This window comes from Variovorax sp. HW608 (genome assembly GCF_900090195.1).
In the GTDB taxonomy this organism is placed as follows: domain Bacteria; phylum Pseudomonadota; class Gammaproteobacteria; order Burkholderiales; family Burkholderiaceae_C; genus Variovorax.
Genome location: NZ_LT607803.1, coordinates 1,431,674 through 1,450,306 on the forward strand (window position 1 = coordinate 1,431,674; position 18,633 = coordinate 1,450,306).

The following is an 18,633-nucleotide window of genomic DNA, read 5'->3' on the forward strand; positions in this document are numbered from 1 at the left end:
CATGAATACGAAATACAGAAAGCGGTTGCAGGGCACGACCCTGGAGTTCTTCGACGCAAAAGCCGCGGTGGACGCCATTCGACCCGGGGCCTGGAACACCCTGCCCTACACCGCGCGCGTGCATGCCGAAAACCTGGTGCGCCGCTGCGAACCCGCGATCCTCGACGAATGCCTTACGCAGATCATTGAACGTCGCCGCGACCGCGACTTTCCGTGGTTTCCCGTCCGCGTGGTTTGCCACGACATCCTGGGCCAGACGGCTCTGGTCGACCTGGCGGGCTTACGCGATGCGATCGCGGCCGAGGGCGGCGATCCGGCGCAGGTGAATCCGGTGGTGCCGGTGCAGCTCATCGTGGACCACTCGCTGGCCGTGGAGTGCGGCGGCTTCGACCCCGACGCCTTCGCCAAGAACCGCGCGATCGAGGACCGTCGAAACGAAGACCGCTTCCACTTCATCGAATGGACGAAGCGGGCCTTCGCCAACGTCGACGTGATCCCCGCAGGCAACGGGATCATGCATCAGATCAACCTGGAGAAGATGTCGCCGGTGGTCTACGTACAGGACGGCGTGGCCTTCCCCGACACCTGCGTGGGCACCGACAGCCACACGCCGCATGTCGATGCGCTGGGCGTGATCGCCGTGGGTGTAGGTGGACTGGAGGCGGAGAACGTCATGCTGGGCCGCGCGTCGTGGATGCGCCTGCCCGACATCGTGGGCGTGGAGCTGACCGGACAGCGCCAGCCGGGTATCACCGCCACCGACATCGTGCTCGCGCTCACCGAGTTCCTGCGCAATGAAAAGGTTGTCGGCGCCTACCTGGAGTTCTTCGGCGAGGGCGCGCGCGGCCTGACCATCGGGGACCGCGCCACCATCTCCAACATGTGCCCGGAGTACGGTGCGACTGCTGCTCTCTTCTACATCGACCAGCAAACGATCGACTACCTGAAGCTCACCGGCCGTGACGACGAGCAGGTGAAGCTCGTCGAGCACTACGCGAAGACGGCCGGCTTCTGGGCCAGCGAGCTGGAGAGCGCGCAGTACGAGCGCGTGCTGAAGTTCGACCTGTCCGCCGTCGTGCGAAACATGGCCGGGCCCTCGAATCCGCACCGACGGCTGCCGACCTCCGCGCTGCAGGCGCGCGGCATCGCGATCGATCTCGACAAGGCCCGTGCCGAAGAAGCACAGGGCCTGATGCCCGATGGCGCCGTGATCATCGCGGCCATCACGAGTTGCACCAACACCAGCAATCCGCGCAACGTGATCGCGGCGGCGCTGCTGGCGCGCAATGCGAATGCGCGAGGCCTCACGCGCAAGCCCTGGGTCAAGACATCGCTCGCGCCCGGTTCGAAGGCGGTGGAGCTTTATCTCAAGGAAGCGGATCTGCTCGGCGACCTGGAGCAGCTGGGTTTCGGCATCGTCGCCTTTGCGTGCACCACCTGCAATGGCATGAGCGGCGCGCTGGATCCGAAGATCCAGCAGGAGATCATCGATCGCGACCTCTACGCCACGGCCGTGCTCTCGGGCAATCGCAACTTCGACGGGCGCATCCATCCCTATGCCAAGCAGGCCTTCCTGGCCTCACCGCCGCTGGTGGTGGCCTATGCGATCGCCGGCACCATCCGCTTCGACATCGAGCGGGATGTGCTGGGCATCGATGCGCAAGGCAAGCAGGTGCGGCTCAAGGACATCTGGCCGAGCGACGAGGAGATCGACGCGATCGTCGCCGCCAGCGTCAAGCCCGATCACTTCCGCCAGGTCTACGAGCCGATGTTCGCGATCCGGGCGGATGACGGTGGACGGGCAAGTCCGCAATACGACTGGCGGCCGCAATCGACCTACATCCGCCGCCCGCCCTACTGGGACACGGATGGCGTGGGCGCGCTCGCGGCCAACCCGCGCACGCTCAAGGGCATGCGACCGCTGGCGCTTCTGCCGGACAACATCACGACCGACCACCTCTCACCGTCCAACGCCATCCTGATGAATTCCGCCGCCGGCGAATACCTGCACCGGATGGGCCTGCCCGAAGAGGACTTCAACTCGTACGCGACCCACCGCGGCGACCACCTGACCGCGATGCGCGCGACCTTCGCAAACCCGACGCTGAAGAACGAGATGGTGCGCAACGCCGACGGCAGCGTGAAGGCGGGCTCGCTGGCCCGTATCGAGCCGGAAGGCAAGGTCGTTCGCATGTGGGAAGCGATCGAGACCTATCTCGTTCGCCGGCAGCCGCTCATCGTGATCGCGGGCGCGGACTACGGCCAGGGATCGAGCCGCGACTGGGCAGCCAAGGGTGTGCGCCTGGCCGGCGTGGAAACGGTGGTGGCCGAGGGCTTCGAGCGCATCCACCGCACCAACCTCATCGGCATGGGTGTGCTGCCGCTGGAATTCAAGCCGGGCACGAACCGCCTGACGCTCCGGCTCGACGGCACAGAGACCTACGACGTCATCGGCAAGCGCACGCCGCGCGCGAGTCTGGCCCTTGTCATCCATCGCAAGAGCGGCGAGACGCTGCATGTGCCCGTGACCTGCCGTCTCGACACGGCCGAGGAAGTCTCGATCTACGAGGCCGGCGGCGTGCTGCAGCGCTTTGCGCAGGACTTCCTGGCCGGACAGGAGTGCGTCGCGTGACCACAATCGGCCCCATGAACGCAGCACCCCAGATCAGAATTCCCGCCACCTACATGCGCGGCGGCACCAGCAAGGGCGTGTTCTTCCGCCTGCAGGACCTGCCCGACTCGGCTCAGCAACCGGGCCCCGCCCGCGACCGTTTGCTGCAGCGCGTGGTCGGCAGCCCCGATCCCTATGGCAAGCAGATCGACGGCATGGGCGGCGCCACCTCGTCGACTTCCAAGGCCGTCATCCTGTCGGCCTCCAGTCGCCCGGACCATGAGGTGGACTACCTGTTCGGCCAGGTGTCCATCGACAGCGCCTTCGTCGACTGGTCGGGCAACTGCGGCAACCTGTCGGCGGCGGTCGGACCTTTTGCGATCGGCAACGGCCTGCTGCCGGCCGAGCGCATTCCGCAGGACGGCATCTGCACCGTTCGCATCTGGCAGGCCAACATCGGCAAGACCATCGTCGCCCATGTGCCGATCACCGGCGGGCAGGTGCAGGAGACGGGCGACTTCGAGCTCGATGGCGTGACCTTCCCGGCCGCCGAGGTGCAGCTCGAATTCCTCGATCCGGCGGACGAGGGTGAAGGCGAAGGCGGCACAACCATGTTCCCGACCGGCCGCTTGGTCGACGAGCTGGAAGTGCCGGGCGTGGGAACGTTCAAGGCCACGCTGATCAATGCCGGCATCCCGACCGTCTTCGTGAATGCGAGCGACATCGGCTACACGGGCACCGAGCTGCAGGATGCGATCAACGGCGATGCTCAGGCGCTGGCGCGCTTCGAGGCCATCCGTGCGTGGGGCGCCGTGAAGATGGGCCTGATCAAGGAGATCGGCGAGGCGGCGAAGCGCCAGCACACGCCGAAGGTCGCCTTCGTCGCGCCGCCTGCGGATTACGTGGCCTCCAGCGGCAAGGCCGTACGGGCGGCGGACGTCGATCTGCTGGTGCGCGCCCTCTCCATGGGCAAGCTGCACCACGCGATGATGGGCACGGCGGCCGTGGCGATCGGCACCGCGGCGGCGATTCCCGGCACGCTCGTCAATCTCGCTGCGGGCGGCGGCGAGCGCAACGCCGTGCGCTTCGGCCATCCCTCGGGCACGCTGCGCGTGGGCGCCGAAGCCATGCGGGCCGATGGGCAGTGGCAAGTGACCAAGGCCGTCATGAGCCGAAGCGCCCGTGTGTTGATGGAAGGCTGGGTGCGCGTGCCCGGCGACAGTTTCTGATTGGAAGTTCACGTATGTCCATGTCTACCCGCAAGCAACTCAAATCCCTCGCCGAAGCGCGCCGTGGCGCGCTGGTGCCGGGTGCCTTCAACGCGCTCTCGGCCAAGGTGATCGAGGACCTCGGCTTCGAGGCAATCTACGTCACCGGCGCCGGCGTCACCAACATGTGGTTCGGCATGCCCGACCAAGGCTTCATGGGGCTGGCGGAAATCGCCGATCACGCCGCGCGCATCCGTGATGCGGTCGCGTTGCCACTGATCGTCGACGCCGATACCGGCTTTGGCAATGCATTGAACGTGCGCCACACCGTGCGCGTGCTGGAGCGCGCCGGCGCCGACTGTATTCAACTCGAGGATCAGGTTGCGCCCAAGCGTTGCGGTCATTTCTCGGGCAAGGAGGTGATCTCGACAGAGGAAGCCGTAAGCAAGATCAAGGCGGCCGTCGATGCGCGCCAGGACTCAGATCTCATGATCATGGCCCGCACCGATGCGGCAGCCGTTCACGGCTTCGAAGCGGCCGTCGAACGCGCTCAGAAGTTCGCCGAGGCCGGCGCCGACATCCTGTTCGTGGAGGCCGTGACCACGGCTGAGGAAGTTCGCGCATTGCCCCGGCGTCTGGGCAAGCCTCAGTTGATGAACATGGTCATCGGTGGTCGCACGCCGATCTTCAATGCCGAGCAGCTCGGCGAGCTCGGCTACGGCATCGTTCTCTATGCCAACGCCGCCTTGCAAGGTGCGGTGGCCGGCATGCAGAAGGCACTGACCGTGCTACGCGACGAGAAGGAAGTGCAGGAATCGAGCGGGCTCGTCGCACCCTTTGCCGAACGGCAGCGGCTGGTCGGCAAGCCGGAATGGGACGCGCTCGAAAAGCGCTACGCGTGACGGCGGCGGGCGCGCCGCCGAGATAGATGTGCTTGGAAATGCCGCGCGGTCCGAGGCGGACCGGGACGACGTCCATCGTACGCCGATACTCCTCCGCCAGGTATCGAAGCAGCACGGCGACGGCCCTTTTGCGCGCGAGCATCTGACATGATGTCCGTGGTTCGATGGTCTCGTGCCGCTTCTACTTCATCGGCCACGCGCCCAAAGGAGCTGGAGATCGTCGAAGCAGGCAACGCCACGCGGTTTTTGGATACCATCCAAAAACATGCTCAAGCAAAGGCTTCCTGTTGCCGTCGGGCACTTCGCCAGTGTGCCCTGGATTCCCAACTACACCGGAGCCGATGCCTGGCCGGTCTCGCTGCTACGCTGCGAATCGAGCGGCGTGCGCGAGCTTGCCCTTCAGGGACGCGTCGACATCACGCCCATGGCTGTGGCCGATTGGTTCGATATGGGTGATTCGTGGCGCCGCTTAGACAATTGGGGCATCTCCTTTCGCGAGAAGGCTGAGAGCGTGTGTCTGTTCTCTCCGCGGCCGATCGAGGATCTCCACCTGGCCGAGATCGCCATTTGTGACCAAACGACATCCTCGGTTCGAATCCTTCAGGCACTTCTAAAGGGGAAGTACGGCCTCGGAATCGGTCCCTGGCGACGCAACGTCAACGTCCACGAAGCGACAACACCTCGCCTCCTCATCCAAAACGAAGCTGTCGAGGAGCGCGCTCGGAAGCGGTTCCCTTACGTATACGACCTTGGTCGGGAATGGCACGAATGGCAGGGCACCCCGGTGGTGACGGCGGTGTGGGTCTATCACGCCTCAGTGGATCCGAGCGACGTGGAGGCGATGCGCCAATTGCTCGCAGACTCGATGGCTCGCTACCGAGCCGACCCTTTGGCAGCAGTGACGTCCCATCGCACTCGCTTCAGGTGGACTTCAACGATCGAAGAAATCGTCGCCTTGCACCGCAACTTCGAGTACGAACTGCAGGAAGAGGCCTCCTACGGGCTCGATCGGATGCGCGCGATACTTCCTAGACGAGTCGAAGGCTTCGACATCGCGCATCATCAAAGCCTGGTGTTGCCTGAAGTCGAGGAAGAGCAAGTGGGCCTGGGAACGCGAAAGTGAGCCAAGCGCATGCCAGCCTCGACGGCGCAAGGACTGTTCTTGCGGCCTCGCGCGCGTGAGGCCGCGCGGGTTGTCACGCTCACCGACGACCTTGGAATCGCCGTGGACGTACGGCAGGTCTGCCGCTCGGCTTCTTCAAACCGAGGGCTGATGACCCAATTTGACGACCATCTTCGGATGACGCTCACTCAAAGCCTTCAATGCGAGCAAACTCTTGCGCTCGCGTTCCCGATCGAACGTGTAACTTCCGGGTTCGACACCATGCTCCCAACCCCAGCGCGTGTGGCAAGCATCGCCGGTGAGGAGCACCGGCCCTGTCGGTGTGCGGGCGAGATAGGAGACGTGGCCCTCAGTATGTCCCGGCGTCAGGATTGCAAACAGTGAGCGGTCACCGAAGACGTCGATCACCGCTTCGAATTTCTCGTCCGGATCCTTCTTGAACTGAAGCTCCTGAATTGCGGGCCGGCCTTCAAAGAAGCGATCTTCCATCCCCTGGACGAAAAGGTTCTCGAACTTCGACTCAGCAGCCTCACCGGGACCTGTGTAAAAGGGAACGTCCTTCGGAATGTCTGGCATCCCGGAGATGTGATCTAGATGGAGATGGGTCAGAAAGACCCCTTTGAGGGGCTCCCCTTCCGATTTCATGGCCGACGACGCATCTTCTCTGATCTGCATCCTTTCAATCTTTCCAAACTTCCTCACCACCAGTCCGACTCCCACTCCCGCGGGATCTTCCACCAGTCGTCTTGAGACGCCTGTGTCGACCATGAAGAACCCCTGCGTAGGGTGCCGTAAGAGATGCGTATAGATCTGAATCGGCTCCTCATGATCGCTTAGCCCCGCTTCTACGGCTTTTGGATCTTTCAGATTGAGCAGTCCAGAAAGATCGGCGACATATTCTGCGCTGGCGACCGTCTTGAGATCAATCGGTCCCGGGGTATCGATCACGGCCTCCATGGCCGCCGAGCTGATCGGCTTTCCGAGGGCCGCCGGCACCGATTCATGGGTCGATTGCGCACACGCAGAAAGCGCGGCGACGATGAACAAGAGCACTGCTTTTCTGAACATGAAAATTCATCAATGTAGTTGAGGGTCTTACGAAGCGAGCGAGGTCGATCAATTCAAAAATTGAGCTGATTTGCTTGGAGCCGCACCTCGTTGCAGCTCTCAGCGGATGCTGCAGGAGCTGCTCTAAGTTTGATTTTTGCGATGTGGGGGCCGCCTTACCAAGCCGCCTTACCAAGCCGCCTTACCAAGGAAGGGGACCTTGCGCATTTGAGAAGGTGCCGCTGGGCCCGTTGGCATCGAGGAGAGCCAAGCGGACCGGTTCTCGTGCAGCATCCTCGACCGATCCTGCTCCCTCTGCGAACTTAGTCTGGTCGGTCGCGGTGAATCCCGGACATGCTGCGTTGACCTTGATGTTGGTTCCTTCCAGCTCAATGGCGAATGCTTGCGTGACCGCATTGAGCGTGGCTTTCGAGGTCTGATAGACCCCGACATAGCTTCGTGAGTAACTCGACGGGTTTTCCTTTAACGTGAGGGATCCGCCCGAGCTCGAAATATTCACGATGCGTCCAGCCGGCGCCTTGCGCAGCAGCGGAAGCATCGCGTGCGTCACGGCGACAACGCCAAAAACGTTTGTCTCATACACGACCCGCATGTCGTCGATTGAGATGCGGGTCATCTTGCCCGACTCCCTCATTTCTTCCAGAGGTGCGCCCGGTGGTACTGGATGCGAAATCCCGGCGTTGTTAATCAGGACATCGAGGCGCCCGAGCGTCACTTCGATCTGCTTGGCTGCTGCGGCAATCGAAGCCGGATCTGTCACATCGAGTTGGATCGCCTGGGCATCTTTCCCGACGGTCCTCGCCGCGGCCACGCCCGCTTCCAGCTTGCGTGCTCCGACGAGTACCTTGAAGCCTTTCGACGCCAGATCCTTGGCAATCTGAAGACCGATGCCCTTGTTTGCGCCAGTGACCAGCGCGATGGGGGTGCTATGCATATTTGCTCCTTGAAAAGACGACGGGAAGAACCGATGCGGGGCAAGGTAGAATCAAACCGGAACATCGATCCGATTTCGCACTATACGGAACAATGTTCCGCTTTGCAAGGGGTGCAGGGCTCAACGCTCACGCGGAGTTCAGAGGCTTTTGCGGGCTAGTACAACATCCTGTAAATAGCTTTCATTGATATTGGAAGTGAGGTAGTCTCGGGGGCATGAGTCGAGGACGACAAGCGCAAGCGATCAAGCTGTCGCGAGAAGATCGCAAGTCCCTTGAGTTATTGACCCGTCGAGGCACCGCCGAGCAACGCCAAGTGGTTCGAGCGCAGATCGCGTTGATGTGCCACGCAGGGGCGTCGACGACGGCGATCGCAGAGGCAGTTGGCGTTTCCGTGCAGACCGTGTCGCATTGGCGCTCGCGGCTGGCCCGCAAGGGCGTTCAAGGATTGCAGGAGGTGCCCCGTCCTGGTCGCCCCCGGCGTATCGGTGAGACGCAACGGCTGGAACTGCTGGCCCTGGCCTGCGAGCCGGCCGAACTGCAGGGACGTGCGACGCCCACGCTGGACGAGTTGGTGGATCGTGCCGTCCAGCGCGGCGTGGTCCAGCAGATCAGCCGCAGCCACCTGCAACGCATTCTGCAAGCGGGCGACCTGCGCCCGCACCGCGTGCGACAGTGGCTGCACAGCCCCGACCCGCAATTCCGCCAGAAGGTCAATGAGATCTGCGCCTTGTACCGCCGGGCACCCAAGGGGTCGGTCGTGCTGTCCATTGACGAGAAGACCGGAATCCAGGCCATCGAGCGCAAACACGCGGACCGCGAGCCCCAGCCCGGTCGAGCGCGTCGGCGCGAGTTCGAGTACATCCGTCATGGCACACAGGCCCTCATTGCCGCGCTGGACGTGCACACGGGGCGCGTGATCGGCAGTTGCTCGGATCGACGCACCCAGGCCGATCTCGTGGCCTTCATGGAGCAGGTCGCGCTTGCTCACCCGAAGGGGCGAGTTCATATCGTGTGGGACAACCTGAACACCCACCGCGCCCAGGCCGTGTGGGACGATTTCAACGCCCGACACGGCAACCGGTTTGTCTTTCACTTCACGCCCCTGCATGCGAGTTGGGTCAATCAGATCGAACTGCTGTTCGGCATCTACTCGCGCCGCGTCCTGCGCCACGCCAGTCATTCGTCCATCGCGCAATTGCGCGAGCGCACCGAAGCCTTCATGGCGCAGCGCAACCAGGCGCCCCAGCCGTTCAAATGGACATTCGCCGGCTTTGAGCTACAAACCGGCGAACCCCTGAGGTTCAAACACCATGCCAACGTTCGAAGTACAAAGAAAGGCCGCTGAGCTCGAGGGCCAACTCGCCAAGCTCACCGGTCATCAGCGCGCCCGCGTCAAGCCCTACGGCAAGCATCTGCTGATCCAGATGCACAGAGAGGGCGGTGACGACGCTGACGACAGCGCTGACACCATCGCGCGCCTCACCGAGCTCGCGCGCAACTCCTACTCCGCCGCATTCCGCAGCCACACTGGCCGCTGGGAGCCCTTGCCCGCCATGGGGGACCTCGCCACGGTTGCCGACTTGGTCGTCTCTCTGCTCGGTCCCTACTTCGAGCCTATTACATAAAGCTATTTACGGGATGTTGTACTAGGTGTCATGGAAGGAGATCAATTGACAGTCAGAATGAGCAAGTCCACGAGCGCGGCTGCGCAGCGCCCGGTACGCTCCGACGCGCAACGCAACATAGAGACGCTTCTGCGGACGGCGCTGGCAGTTTTCGACTCATCGGGAGTCGATGCTCCCGTCCGCGAGATCGCCGAGAAGGCCGGCGTAGGGATCGGCACGATCTATCGTCACTTTCCTCGGCGCGCCGACCTCATCGTGGCCGCACTGCGCAGCGAAGTGGATGCTTGCGCGGACGCAGGGGCCGAACTGGCCGCCCAACATGGTGCTGGCGAGGCGCTGGTGGAATGGGTCGAACGCTATGTCGAGTTCGTGACAACGCGGCGAGGACTTGCCGGCGCCCTGACATCAGGCGATCCAGCTTTCGAGGGCCTGCCCCCGTATTTTCTCCAGCGACTCCGACCTGTAGTCCAGAGTCTCCTGGACGCAGCGACCGCTGCAGGCGAAATCCGCGGCGGGGTCAAGCCCGACGAGCTCTTGTGCGCCGTGGGTGCACTTTGCTCACCACTCGATTGCCCCGATCCACCCGAGGCCCGAAGGCTAGTGGGTCTGTTTCTCGACGGGCTGCGTTTTGGCGCGAAGCGGTGAATCGGGCATGGGAGGGCTCCCGACTGGCGGCATCGCGCTACGGGACTGCGCTCTTGCTTGTGTCAGTTCCATTCGGCACCCGCCTCCATGTAGAGGTGATCCTCCGTTGCCCGGTGATAGGTCCGCGCTGGAGGTGTGTAGTCGCGGGGCTTGAACGGGGTCTGCAGCTCCCTGACCGAAAGCCGTCGAACCTTGCGGCGAGCCGGATCAGGCATAGGCACTGCGTCGAGCAGTCGACGCGTGTAGGGATGCCGAGGGTTACTGAAAACTTCCGCCCGGGGTCCAATCTCGACGATCTCTCCCATGTACATGACCGCCACGCGATGGCTCACCCTCTCGACCACAGCCATGTCGTGGCTGATGAAAATGAAGCCCAGACCCAGCTGCTCTTGCAGTTCGAGCAGCAGATTGACGATCTGGACTTTGACCAACACGTCGAGTGCCGAGACCGCCTCGTCGGCGACGATGGTTCCGGGCTGAAGCGCCAACGCGCGGGCGATGCAGATGCGCTGACGTTGTCCACCCGAGAACTCGTGCGGGTACCGGGACGCGGCATCGCCGGGCAGGCCGACCTGTCGCAGCAGCTTCGCCACCACATCATTGCAGTCGCGGTTGTTGGCCAACCCATGTACACGCAACGGCTCGCTCAATGCCTCGCCCACGGTCTGGCGCGGATTCAGGCTCGAGTACGGATCTTGGAAGACCGTCTGGATCTTGCGCGCCCGCTTCAGCGGGGCGATCGCTCGCACCTCCTCACCCTCAAGCAGGATCCGACCATCCGATGCCGGCAAGAGACCGGTGATCATGCGACCGGTGGTCGACTTCCCGCACCCGGACTCGCCGACGATGGCCAGCGTCTCACCTCGCCGGAGGCTGAAGCTGACGTTCTCGACGGCGTGAACCCGGCCGGTCACGCGCCGCAGCACGGTCGAACGAACATCGAAGCGCACGCTCAAGCCCGAAACGTCCAGCAGTGGCGGCGTGGTGCGCTGAACGCTATCGCGCACCTCGGTTGGCTGCAAGGCGGTTCCGGTATCGATGTTGTAGATGGGAAAGCGCAGCGGCAGCGGATGCTCATTCATTGACCCGAGCTCCGGTACTGCCGACAGCAACGCTTTCGTATACGGCTGACAGGGCCGCGCGAAAACTTCAGTCGTAGCGCCTTCCTCGACCAGATCGCCCCGATACATGACAAGCGTGCGATCAGCGACTTCTGCAACCACGCCCATATCGTGCGTGATGAAAACGACGGCCATGCGTTCCTGCGTTTGCAGCTCCCGGATCAGTGCAAGAATCTGCGCCTGGATGGTGACGTCCAGCGCGGTCGTCGGCTCGTCAGCGATCAGCACGGCCGGGTTGCAGGCCAGCGCCATCGCAATCATGACGCGTTGGCGCATGCCGCCCGAGAACTGATGCGGATAGTCGGCAAATCGCTGATGCGCAGCGGGGATGTGCACCCGGTCCATCAGTCGCAGCGCTTCGGCCCGCGCCTGAGCGCGGTCCAGGCGGCGATGCTGGCGCAGCGGTTCCGCGATCTGCTCGCCGATGCTCATCACCGGATTCAACGATGTCATCGGCTCCTGAAAGATCATGGCGATCTCGTTGCCGCGGACGGCGGACATGTCCTCTTCGGACAGCGCCAGCAGTTCGCGGCCGTGCAGCCGGATGCTGCCTTCCACGCGACTGGAGTTCGGTGGTAGCAGCCCCATGATGGACATGGCCGATACGCTCTTACCGGACCCTGATTCACCGACGATCGCGAGGGTTTGGCCGCGGGACACCGAGAAGTCCAGACCGTTGACGACCGGGCTCCACGCCTTGCCTCGGCGGAACGATACCTTGAGCCCGGTTACGTCGAGCACTGGCTCCTGTACATCGGGTGACTGTGTGGGCGCTACGGCGGGGGTGTTCATGAAGTTTTGGCTTTCCGTGGGGTGCTGAAGCTTGGGGTCGGCACTCATGAACGCTCCGAACGAGTCTTGGGATCGATGGCGTCGCGCAAGGCGTCGCCCAGCAGGTTCAGCGCCAGCACGGTTAGGAGGATTGCCAGGCTTGGGAACACCATCAGCCACCATGCATCGAGGATGTTCTCGAAGCCTTCCCGAATCATGCTGCCCCAGGTGGCGGCGGGGGGCGGCACTCCGAGGCCAATGAAACTCAGCGAGGCCTCCGTCCGTATGGCCGACGCCATCCACAGAGATCCCAGCACGACAACATCGGAAACCATGTTGGGCAGGATGTGCACACCCATGAGCCGCATGGGGCCGTATCCAAGCGCGCGGCCCGCGTCAACGAAGTCCCGCTGCTTCAAGGCGATCGTGGGTGCACGTGCCACACGCACGAACGGCGCGATCTCTGTGATGGCGATCGCAATGATCAGGTTCTCCAGGCTCGCCCCCAGCATGGCGGCGACCATCAGCCCCAGCAGGAGCGTCGGGAACGACAGAAGGACGTCCACCAAGCCCATGATCATCCGGTCCACGGTGCCTCCGACGTACCCGGCCAGAATACCTAACGACGAGCCGATGATCATGGCGATCAACACGGCGACAAAGCCCACCAGCAGGGAGACCCGCGCGCCGTAGATCAGCCGGGACAACACATCGCGGCCGTAGGTGTCCGTACCCAGCCAGAATTCCGCGGACGGCGGCTCCAATCGGTAGGCGATGTTCTGCTGCAATGGGTCTTGGGGTGCGAGCCATGGCGCGAATACCGCGATCGATACGATCAGGGCCAGCAGGCCGATTCCGATCCAGGACAGCTGGTTCTTGCGCAAGGCCTGCCAAAGGGCATTCGGACTTGCGGCCACAGGGGCGGCCGTTGCGGCTGGTGCGCTCATTTGAATTTCACTCTAGGATCGACCAACCCGTAGACTAGGTCGGTCAGCAGATTGACAACGATGACGCAGGCAGCGAACACCACCATCAGCCCCTGCAGCAGGGTGTAGTCACGTGCGTTGAGAGCGCCCAGGATCAGCTTGCCGAGACCAGGGCGGTTAAAGACGATCTCGGTCAGCACCGAGTTTCCGATCAGCGTTCCGAAATACAGGCCAACCACCGTGACGATGGGAATGAGCGCATTGCGCAAGCCGTGCCGCAGCACCAGACGCAGCGGCCGCACCCCCTTCGCCCTGGCGGTGCGGATGTAGTCCTCACTCATCACGCCCAGCATGGACGAACGCGTGACTCGCATGACATAGGCGGTCATGATGAATCCGAGATTGAACGCCGGCAGCACAAGCGCGCGCAGCTGTTCGAGCCAGTCGGCACCGCTGGCGCTGCCGATGACCGGGAACCAGCGCAGTTCCACCGCAAACACCAACAGCATGAGAATGGCCGACACGAATGCCGGGAACGACAGCCCCGTCAACGACAGCAAACGCCCCAGGTAGTCAGGCCAGGAGTTGCGCCGCAGCGCAGCCCATATCCCAAGCGGCAGGCCGAACACAACCCCGATCAGTATCGAGGCCAAGGTGAGCTGTATGGTCCAAGGCAAGACGAGTGCAACTTCCTGCAGCACCGATCTGCCGGTGGCCATCGACACCCCAAGATTGCCGGTCAGCATGTCGCGCAGGAAATGCAGATACTGGACGTGCGCGGGCTGGTCCAGCCCCAATCGCGAGCGCAGCGCATTCAACGCTTCCGCACTGGCTTGGTCCCCGAGCATCACCGCCGCAGGATCGCCGGGCACCAGGCGCACCAGAACGAATACCGCCGTCAACATGGCCAGCAGCGTCGGTATCGCGAGCAGCAGCCGTTTGAAGGTGTATCCCATCATGCCGCTTGCTCCCGCATCCAATCGGACGCGATAGCCGTACCGTCATATGAGCCGCGTCCAACCCAGCTGCCTGCGCGAGTGAGAAGACGGCCGGCGCGCTGCCGCATGATGTCGATCCGCCGCCGTCCTGTTTTCGGTTTCATACGTCTTCCTTCTGGATATCCAAAGAGGCCAGCTCACCCAGGGTCAGCGGCTTCAGAGGTGGTCGGATGCGGTGGAAGCCCACCTCCGAGACAGGCCGCTGTTGCATTTCGGCAAGGATGTGGGCGACCGTGTAGCCGCATTGGCGGCCCTGGCATGGGCCCATTCCGGCACGCGTGTAGGCCTTGACTTGGTTCGGCCCCAGCTCCGCAAGTCGTGCGACTTTGCGGATATCGCCCGCAGTCACTTCCTCGCATCGACAGATGACGGTGTCATCGGACGGAGAGAAGATCGCCGCGCGTGGTGGATACAGCGCATCGAGCATGGGCCGCAGACGCAGCAGCGCCTTCAGTTTTTCCCTAGACGCGATAGCCAGCGCCGCCGCCGATTCTGGTGTGAGTTTTCCAGCACGCAGTCCGACGCCTACGGCGACCAGCTCGCCCCTCACGCACGCGGCCTTCGCGCCTCCAATGCCTGCGCCATCGCCGGCGACATAGATACCTGTCGCGCTGGTCTGCCCCCACGCGTCAAGATCGGGTACAAAGCAGGCTTGCTGCGCATTCCAGCTGTGCGCGCAACCCAACGCGTGGGTCATGTGGATGGAGGGCACGACGCCTTCATGCGCGAGCAGCACACTCGCCTGCACGCGCGTCACCGTGCCATTTGAACGCGTGTATTCCAGTTCACGTAGACGCGTTTGGCCGAGCGCCCGGATCGACGTCACATCCCGTATCCTGCGCACGCCTGCGCGGCGTATCTCACGCAGCCACGAACGGCCCTTGGCGATTTCCCCCCAATCGGCCCATACGACTGCTGCATAAGGCAAGGCACGGCGCCACTCGCCCGGGGGCGATGTGTCGAGCCAGCCGGCAATCCTGCCGCCAGCGCGCAGGAGCTGTGCCATGTAGAGGATGGGCAGTGGCCCGCTGCCAGCTATCCAGACAGGTTCGGCAGGAACCTGCCGTGAAGTCTTCAGCAGGATCTGCGCGGCACCGACTGTGAGTACGCCGGGCAGGGTCCACCCTGGAAAGGGTGCAGGCCGCTCTTGCGCGCCCGTGGCCAGGACCACCTGTTGCGAGCGCACCGCTTCGGTCCGGCCATCATGTCTCAACAGGACGCGCCACCCCGGCTCAATCTGCCATACCTGTGTCATGGGTTCGTAGGCCGCACCACAGGCGCGAAAGCGCGCGGCCAGGGCAGCGCCCGCACGGTATTCATCGCCCAGCAGGGCACCCACCGGCGTGGCCGCGACGGTCTCCACCGCCCGCCAGATTTGCCCGCCAGGCGCGGGCTGCTCGTCCACGACCAGCACGGAGAGCCCGAGCTCGCGCAAGCCGATCGCCGCGCTCATGCCGGCAGGCCCGGAGCCGATCACTACCACATCGAACCCGCGCGTCATGGCGTCACCCCTTGGCGGCCGAACTGACGGTCCACGCGCATGCCCTCGCGCACTGAGACCAGACAAGACTGCGTCGACGGCGCACCGTCGACGATGGCCAGGCAATCGAAACACACGCCCATCATGCAGAACGGGGCGCGGGGGGTCTCCTGGACCGGCGTCGTCCGGCTTGCCAACTCGCGCTGACGCAGAAGTACCGCTGCGACAGTCTCGCCTTGCTGCGCCTCGACAGGCTCTCCGTCAACGTAGACCGTCACGGAGGAAGCGGACGGGTCAGGCAGCTTTCTGAACATTGAATCGGTCATGATGGAAATCGTCTAGAACGGCAGTCGAGGCTTCTCCGACGAACGCCTTGGCATAAGGCCCGGCATGGAATGACGCCAGCGACACGCCGGAGTGACAGGTGGCGATGGATGCACCGGGATGGCTCTTGGAATCGGCGTACACCGGCATGCCATCCGGCGTCATGACCCGCAGGCAGGCCCACTGGCGCACCAGCTTCGCCCGGGCAAGGTCGGGAAGGATGCGCAGGGCCTTTCGGACCATCTGCACGGCGCCTTCGGCGGTGGTGGCGAGGTCGTAACCGACCTCCTCCTGCGTGACGCCGATCATCACGGTGCCTTCACCTGTCTGGCGCAAACCGCTGGCCGGTACCGGCAGCAGCGGCGCCAGACGCTCGGTCACCAGCAACTGGCCTCGCTGGGGCCGCAGAGGGACGTCGAGCCCGACCATGGCGCTCAGGGCGGTGGAGCCTAAGCCTGCAGCAATGAGGACACGTCCACCCCGCACGCTGTAGCCACTCGCCGATACCTCGAATCCTCCACCCGCGAGCGCGCGGATCGCCATCACAGCACGGTTGCACTCGAGGCGCCCGCCTCGCCGAACGAACGCGGTCTGAAGTGCCGCGAGCAACCGCAGCGGGTTGACGTGACCGTCTATATCCCCCAGGCTCGCACCCGCTACCTCGCGGCCGAGGCGCAACGTTGGAAAACGCCGCTCAAGCTCGTTGCGGTCCAGAACCCGGGCCGTGGGTGAGATATCCGGTGTTTGCGCATGCCAGGCATCGATGCGCTTGACGCGCGACGCCAGTTCCTGCTCGCTCAGACAGAAGTGCAATCCACCGTTACGCTCATAGGCGAGTGAGATCCCGCTCTCCTCCTCCAGCCGCCGTGCGAAATCTGGCCATGCCTGTGCCGCCTCGATGGATAGGCGCTGGTAGGCGGGCTGCTCGAATCCCTTGCCATGGGCCCATACCAGCCCGAAATTGGCTTTGGCCGCCCGATAGTCGGTGTCCGCGCCGTCCAGCAGGAGCACTCGGCGCTTCAGGCCCGTCAACCCGTAGGCCACCGCTGCGCCGACCATTCCGCCGCCGACAACGATTACGTCGTAGTCTGTTGACATTCAGCGTGCGCTCCGCGTGACGGTCGTCCGTTCGGTGATGGGCGGCTGCAGATTCAGCGCGCCCTTCAGTTCGTAGCCATAGTCGACGCGATCACTGCGCGCCCACACCTGCTTCAGGCCGAACAACGGTATGGCGCAGACGTCTTCATGGATCTGGACCTGGGCCCGCTTCCACAACGCAAGCTGCTTCTGCGCATCCGGCTCGATCCGCGCCTTGCGGATCGCGTCGTCGGCAACCGCACAATGGGCAAAGTTCGACATCGCCCCCGGAGCGCCGATGGCCGCAGCAGAGTCATAGAACTCTGTCAGCCAGTAGTCCGCGTTGGGAAACCGGGCAGCGCCATAGAACACAATGGCACTGACGTCCTGGCGGCTCTTGGCCTGGTAGGTCGCGTGGTCGACGACTTCCATCTCCAGCTTCACGCCAACCTTCGCCAGTTGGGCCTGCACTATTTCCATGATCGGCTGTTGCGCCGCAGCGTTCGACACCACCGACTTCAGCGTGATGCCGTTCGGATAGCCGGCTTCTGCGAGCAGACTCTTGGCACGCGCAATGTCGTAAACATAGGCGCCCGTGCTGCAGTCACCGCCAAGATAGCCATTCGGTACGACCGAGCAACCCTTGTCAGCCACATCCTTGCCCGCGTACCTGACGATGTCGTCCACGTTGATCGCGGCGGCGATGGCCTGACGCACCTTCAGGTTGTCCAGCGGCTTGATGGTTCGGTTGAGAAAGAGCGTGCGGAATTCGGCGGGCTCAAAGACATCGACCTTCACACCCCGCTTGCTGGTCCGCTCCACCCAGCGCTGCTCGCGCTTGCCGATCGCCATGTCGAGCTCATTGGAGGCAAACGCCAGATCTCGAGCGCTGTCCGCGGGGATCATCCTGTAGCTGATTCCAGCCAGCTTGGGCTTGCCTCGGAAGTACGCGTCGTTAGCGACCAGCTTGACTACCTGCTGCGTAACGTGCTCGCCGAATGCGAAGGGGCCGGTTCCAATCGGCGTCTGCCCGAACTGGTCGCCGAGCTTTTCCGCAGCAGCCTTGCTAACGATGTTGCCCCCGTGGTAGTTGGACACCCGCCCGAGAAAGGCAGCGTCCGGATACCTCAGCGTGATACGGACGGTGTACTCATCCAGCGCCTCGATCTTATCGACGATCGCGAAGTTTGCTGCGAAGCTGGAGCGTTTCGGATCGGCTGCGCGCCGCAGCGAAAACACGACGTCGGCGGCCTTCAACTCGCCATAGCCGCCGTGGAACTGCACACCCTTCCGCAGCCTGAAGGTCCATACCCGGTTGTCAGAAGAAACCTCCCACTTTTCCGCGAGATCGGGTTGCAGCGTCTTCGGGTCGGCGCTGCCCGGGGGAAAGCGCACAAGGCCATCGAACAGCGAAGAGACCACGCCTTTGTCGCCAATGGCCGTGGCGCGGTGGGGATCCATCGTCGTCACGTCAGCGAAGCCGGAGCTGATCGTCAGCACGGGACGCGCGTCAGCCTGGGCAAACACCGTTGAAACGGCGCACAGCAGCAGTGCGGTTGCTGCGCCCAAACGGGCGGATAGAGCAAGAGTCTTCATCGTCTTTGAGGGTCTCTATGAGCAAGTGGAAGCGGAAAACACGGTTGCGCGGTACACGTTCGAACACACTGAGTAGCACGTATGCTAATTTGCTATGAGCCCTCTGGCGAGCGTATGAACCACTAGGCATGCTCAAATGCAATCATTGCGACAACTGGATGTTTGACGTTGATTTAAAAGGATTTTTTGCCACTCTCCCCCAAATACAATAGTGGTCAAGCAT

16 protein-coding genes are annotated in these 18,633 nt (G+C 63.3%); 7 read left to right on the top strand and 9 right to left on the bottom strand.

What is annotated here, in order from left to right; all coding sequences use genetic code 11:
- The first annotated feature begins 1 nt into the window (after position 1).
- From acnD to VAR608DRAFT_RS06665, 4 genes are all read left to right on the top strand, one after another.
- On the top strand, positions 2-2,632 hold the full coding sequence (gene acnD / locus VAR608DRAFT_RS06650) for a Fe/S-dependent 2-methylisocitrate dehydratase AcnD (RefSeq protein ID WP_088953340.1): 2,631 nt from the start codon (positions 2-4) through the stop codon (positions 2,630-2,632).
- 14 nt (positions 2,633-2,646) lie between these two features.
- Complete coding sequence (gene prpF, locus VAR608DRAFT_RS06655; protein WP_088953341.1) at positions 2,647-3,840, top strand: 2-methylaconitate cis-trans isomerase PrpF; 1,194 nt, start codon at positions 2,647-2,649, stop codon at positions 3,838-3,840.
- A gap of 20 nt (positions 3,841-3,860) precedes the next feature.
- Positions 3,861-4,721, top strand: coding sequence for an isocitrate lyase/PEP mutase family protein (locus VAR608DRAFT_RS06660; RefSeq protein WP_088958651.1), 861 nt, complete (start codon positions 3,861-3,863; stop codon positions 4,719-4,721).
- Positions 4,722-4,986: 265 nt separating this feature from the next.
- Positions 4,987-5,844, top strand: a complete 858-nt coding sequence (locus tag VAR608DRAFT_RS06665; protein WP_088953342.1) for an MqnA/MqnD/SBP family protein — start codon at positions 4,987-4,989, stop codon at positions 5,842-5,844.
- A gap of 135 nt (positions 5,845-5,979) precedes the next feature.
- Here the strand turns inward: VAR608DRAFT_RS06665 and VAR608DRAFT_RS06670 are convergent, their stop codons facing one another.
- The gene (locus VAR608DRAFT_RS06670) at positions 5,980-6,912 is read right to left on the bottom strand and encodes an MBL fold metallo-hydrolase (RefSeq protein ID WP_088953343.1); all 933 of its coding nucleotides are present in this window, start codon (positions 6,910-6,912) and stop codon (positions 5,980-5,982) included.
- A gap of 181 nt (positions 6,913-7,093) precedes the next feature.
- Positions 7,094-7,846, bottom strand: coding sequence for an SDR family NAD(P)-dependent oxidoreductase (locus VAR608DRAFT_RS06675; RefSeq protein WP_088953344.1), 753 nt, complete (start codon positions 7,844-7,846; stop codon positions 7,094-7,096).
- A 215-nt stretch (positions 7,847-8,061) separates the two neighbouring features.
- Here VAR608DRAFT_RS06675 and VAR608DRAFT_RS06680 point away from each other — a divergent pair, with 215 nt between their 5' ends.
- The 3 genes from VAR608DRAFT_RS06680 to VAR608DRAFT_RS06690 are packed head-to-tail and all read left to right on the top strand — an operon-like array spanning position 8,062 to position 10,117.
- Positions 8,062-9,192: an IS630 family transposase gene (locus tag VAR608DRAFT_RS06680; RefSeq protein WP_088953345.1), complete on the top strand. Its 1,131-nt coding sequence runs from the start codon at positions 8,062-8,064 to the stop codon at positions 9,190-9,192.
- Positions 9,158-9,472, top strand: coding sequence for a hypothetical protein (locus tag VAR608DRAFT_RS06685; protein WP_088953346.1), 315 nt, complete (start codon positions 9,158-9,160; stop codon positions 9,470-9,472). The genes VAR608DRAFT_RS06680 and VAR608DRAFT_RS06685 overlap by 35 nt, the downstream gene beginning before the upstream one ends.
- Positions 9,473-9,529: 57 nt before the next feature.
- Complete coding sequence (locus VAR608DRAFT_RS06690; protein WP_088953347.1) at positions 9,530-10,117, top strand: TetR/AcrR family transcriptional regulator; 588 nt, start codon at positions 9,530-9,532, stop codon at positions 10,115-10,117.
- A 62-nt stretch (positions 10,118-10,179) separates the two neighbouring features.
- Here VAR608DRAFT_RS06690 and VAR608DRAFT_RS06695 read toward each other — a convergent pair whose 3' ends face one another.
- The 7 genes from VAR608DRAFT_RS06695 to VAR608DRAFT_RS06725 all read right to left on the bottom strand — a co-directional run bounded on the left by VAR608DRAFT_RS06695 (position 10,180) and on the right by VAR608DRAFT_RS06725 (position 18,410).
- On the bottom strand, positions 10,180-12,078 hold the full coding sequence (locus VAR608DRAFT_RS06695; RefSeq protein WP_231973289.1) for an ABC transporter ATP-binding protein: 1,899 nt from the start codon (positions 12,076-12,078) through the stop codon (positions 10,180-10,182).
- Positions 12,075-12,956, bottom strand: a complete 882-nt coding sequence (locus VAR608DRAFT_RS06700; protein WP_088953348.1) for an ABC transporter permease — start codon at positions 12,954-12,956, stop codon at positions 12,075-12,077. Before VAR608DRAFT_RS06700 ends, VAR608DRAFT_RS06695 begins: the two co-directional genes overlap by 4 nt.
- The gene (locus VAR608DRAFT_RS06705) at positions 12,953-13,894 is read right to left on the bottom strand and encodes an ABC transporter permease (protein ID WP_088953349.1); all 942 of its coding nucleotides are present in this window, start codon (positions 13,892-13,894) and stop codon (positions 12,953-12,955) included. The genes VAR608DRAFT_RS06700 and VAR608DRAFT_RS06705 overlap by 4 nt, the downstream gene beginning before the upstream one ends.
- A 139-nt stretch (positions 13,895-14,033) precedes the next feature.
- Positions 14,034-15,434, bottom strand: coding sequence for an NAD(P)/FAD-dependent oxidoreductase (locus VAR608DRAFT_RS06710; protein ID WP_088953350.1), 1,401 nt, complete (start codon positions 15,432-15,434; stop codon positions 14,034-14,036).
- Positions 15,431-15,739, bottom strand: a complete 309-nt coding sequence (locus tag VAR608DRAFT_RS06715; RefSeq protein WP_231973291.1) for a (2Fe-2S)-binding protein — start codon at positions 15,737-15,739, stop codon at positions 15,431-15,433. The genes VAR608DRAFT_RS06710 and VAR608DRAFT_RS06715 overlap by 4 nt, the downstream gene beginning before the upstream one ends.
- Positions 15,708-16,835: an NAD(P)/FAD-dependent oxidoreductase gene (locus VAR608DRAFT_RS06720; protein WP_088953352.1), complete on the bottom strand. Its 1,128-nt coding sequence runs from the start codon at positions 16,833-16,835 to the stop codon at positions 15,708-15,710. Before VAR608DRAFT_RS06720 ends, VAR608DRAFT_RS06715 begins: the two co-directional genes overlap by 32 nt.
- The gene (locus VAR608DRAFT_RS06725) at positions 16,836-18,410 is read right to left on the bottom strand and encodes an ABC transporter substrate-binding protein (protein WP_088953353.1); all 1,575 of its coding nucleotides are present in this window, start codon (positions 18,408-18,410) and stop codon (positions 16,836-16,838) included.
- Positions 18,411-18,633 lie beyond the last annotated feature (223 nt).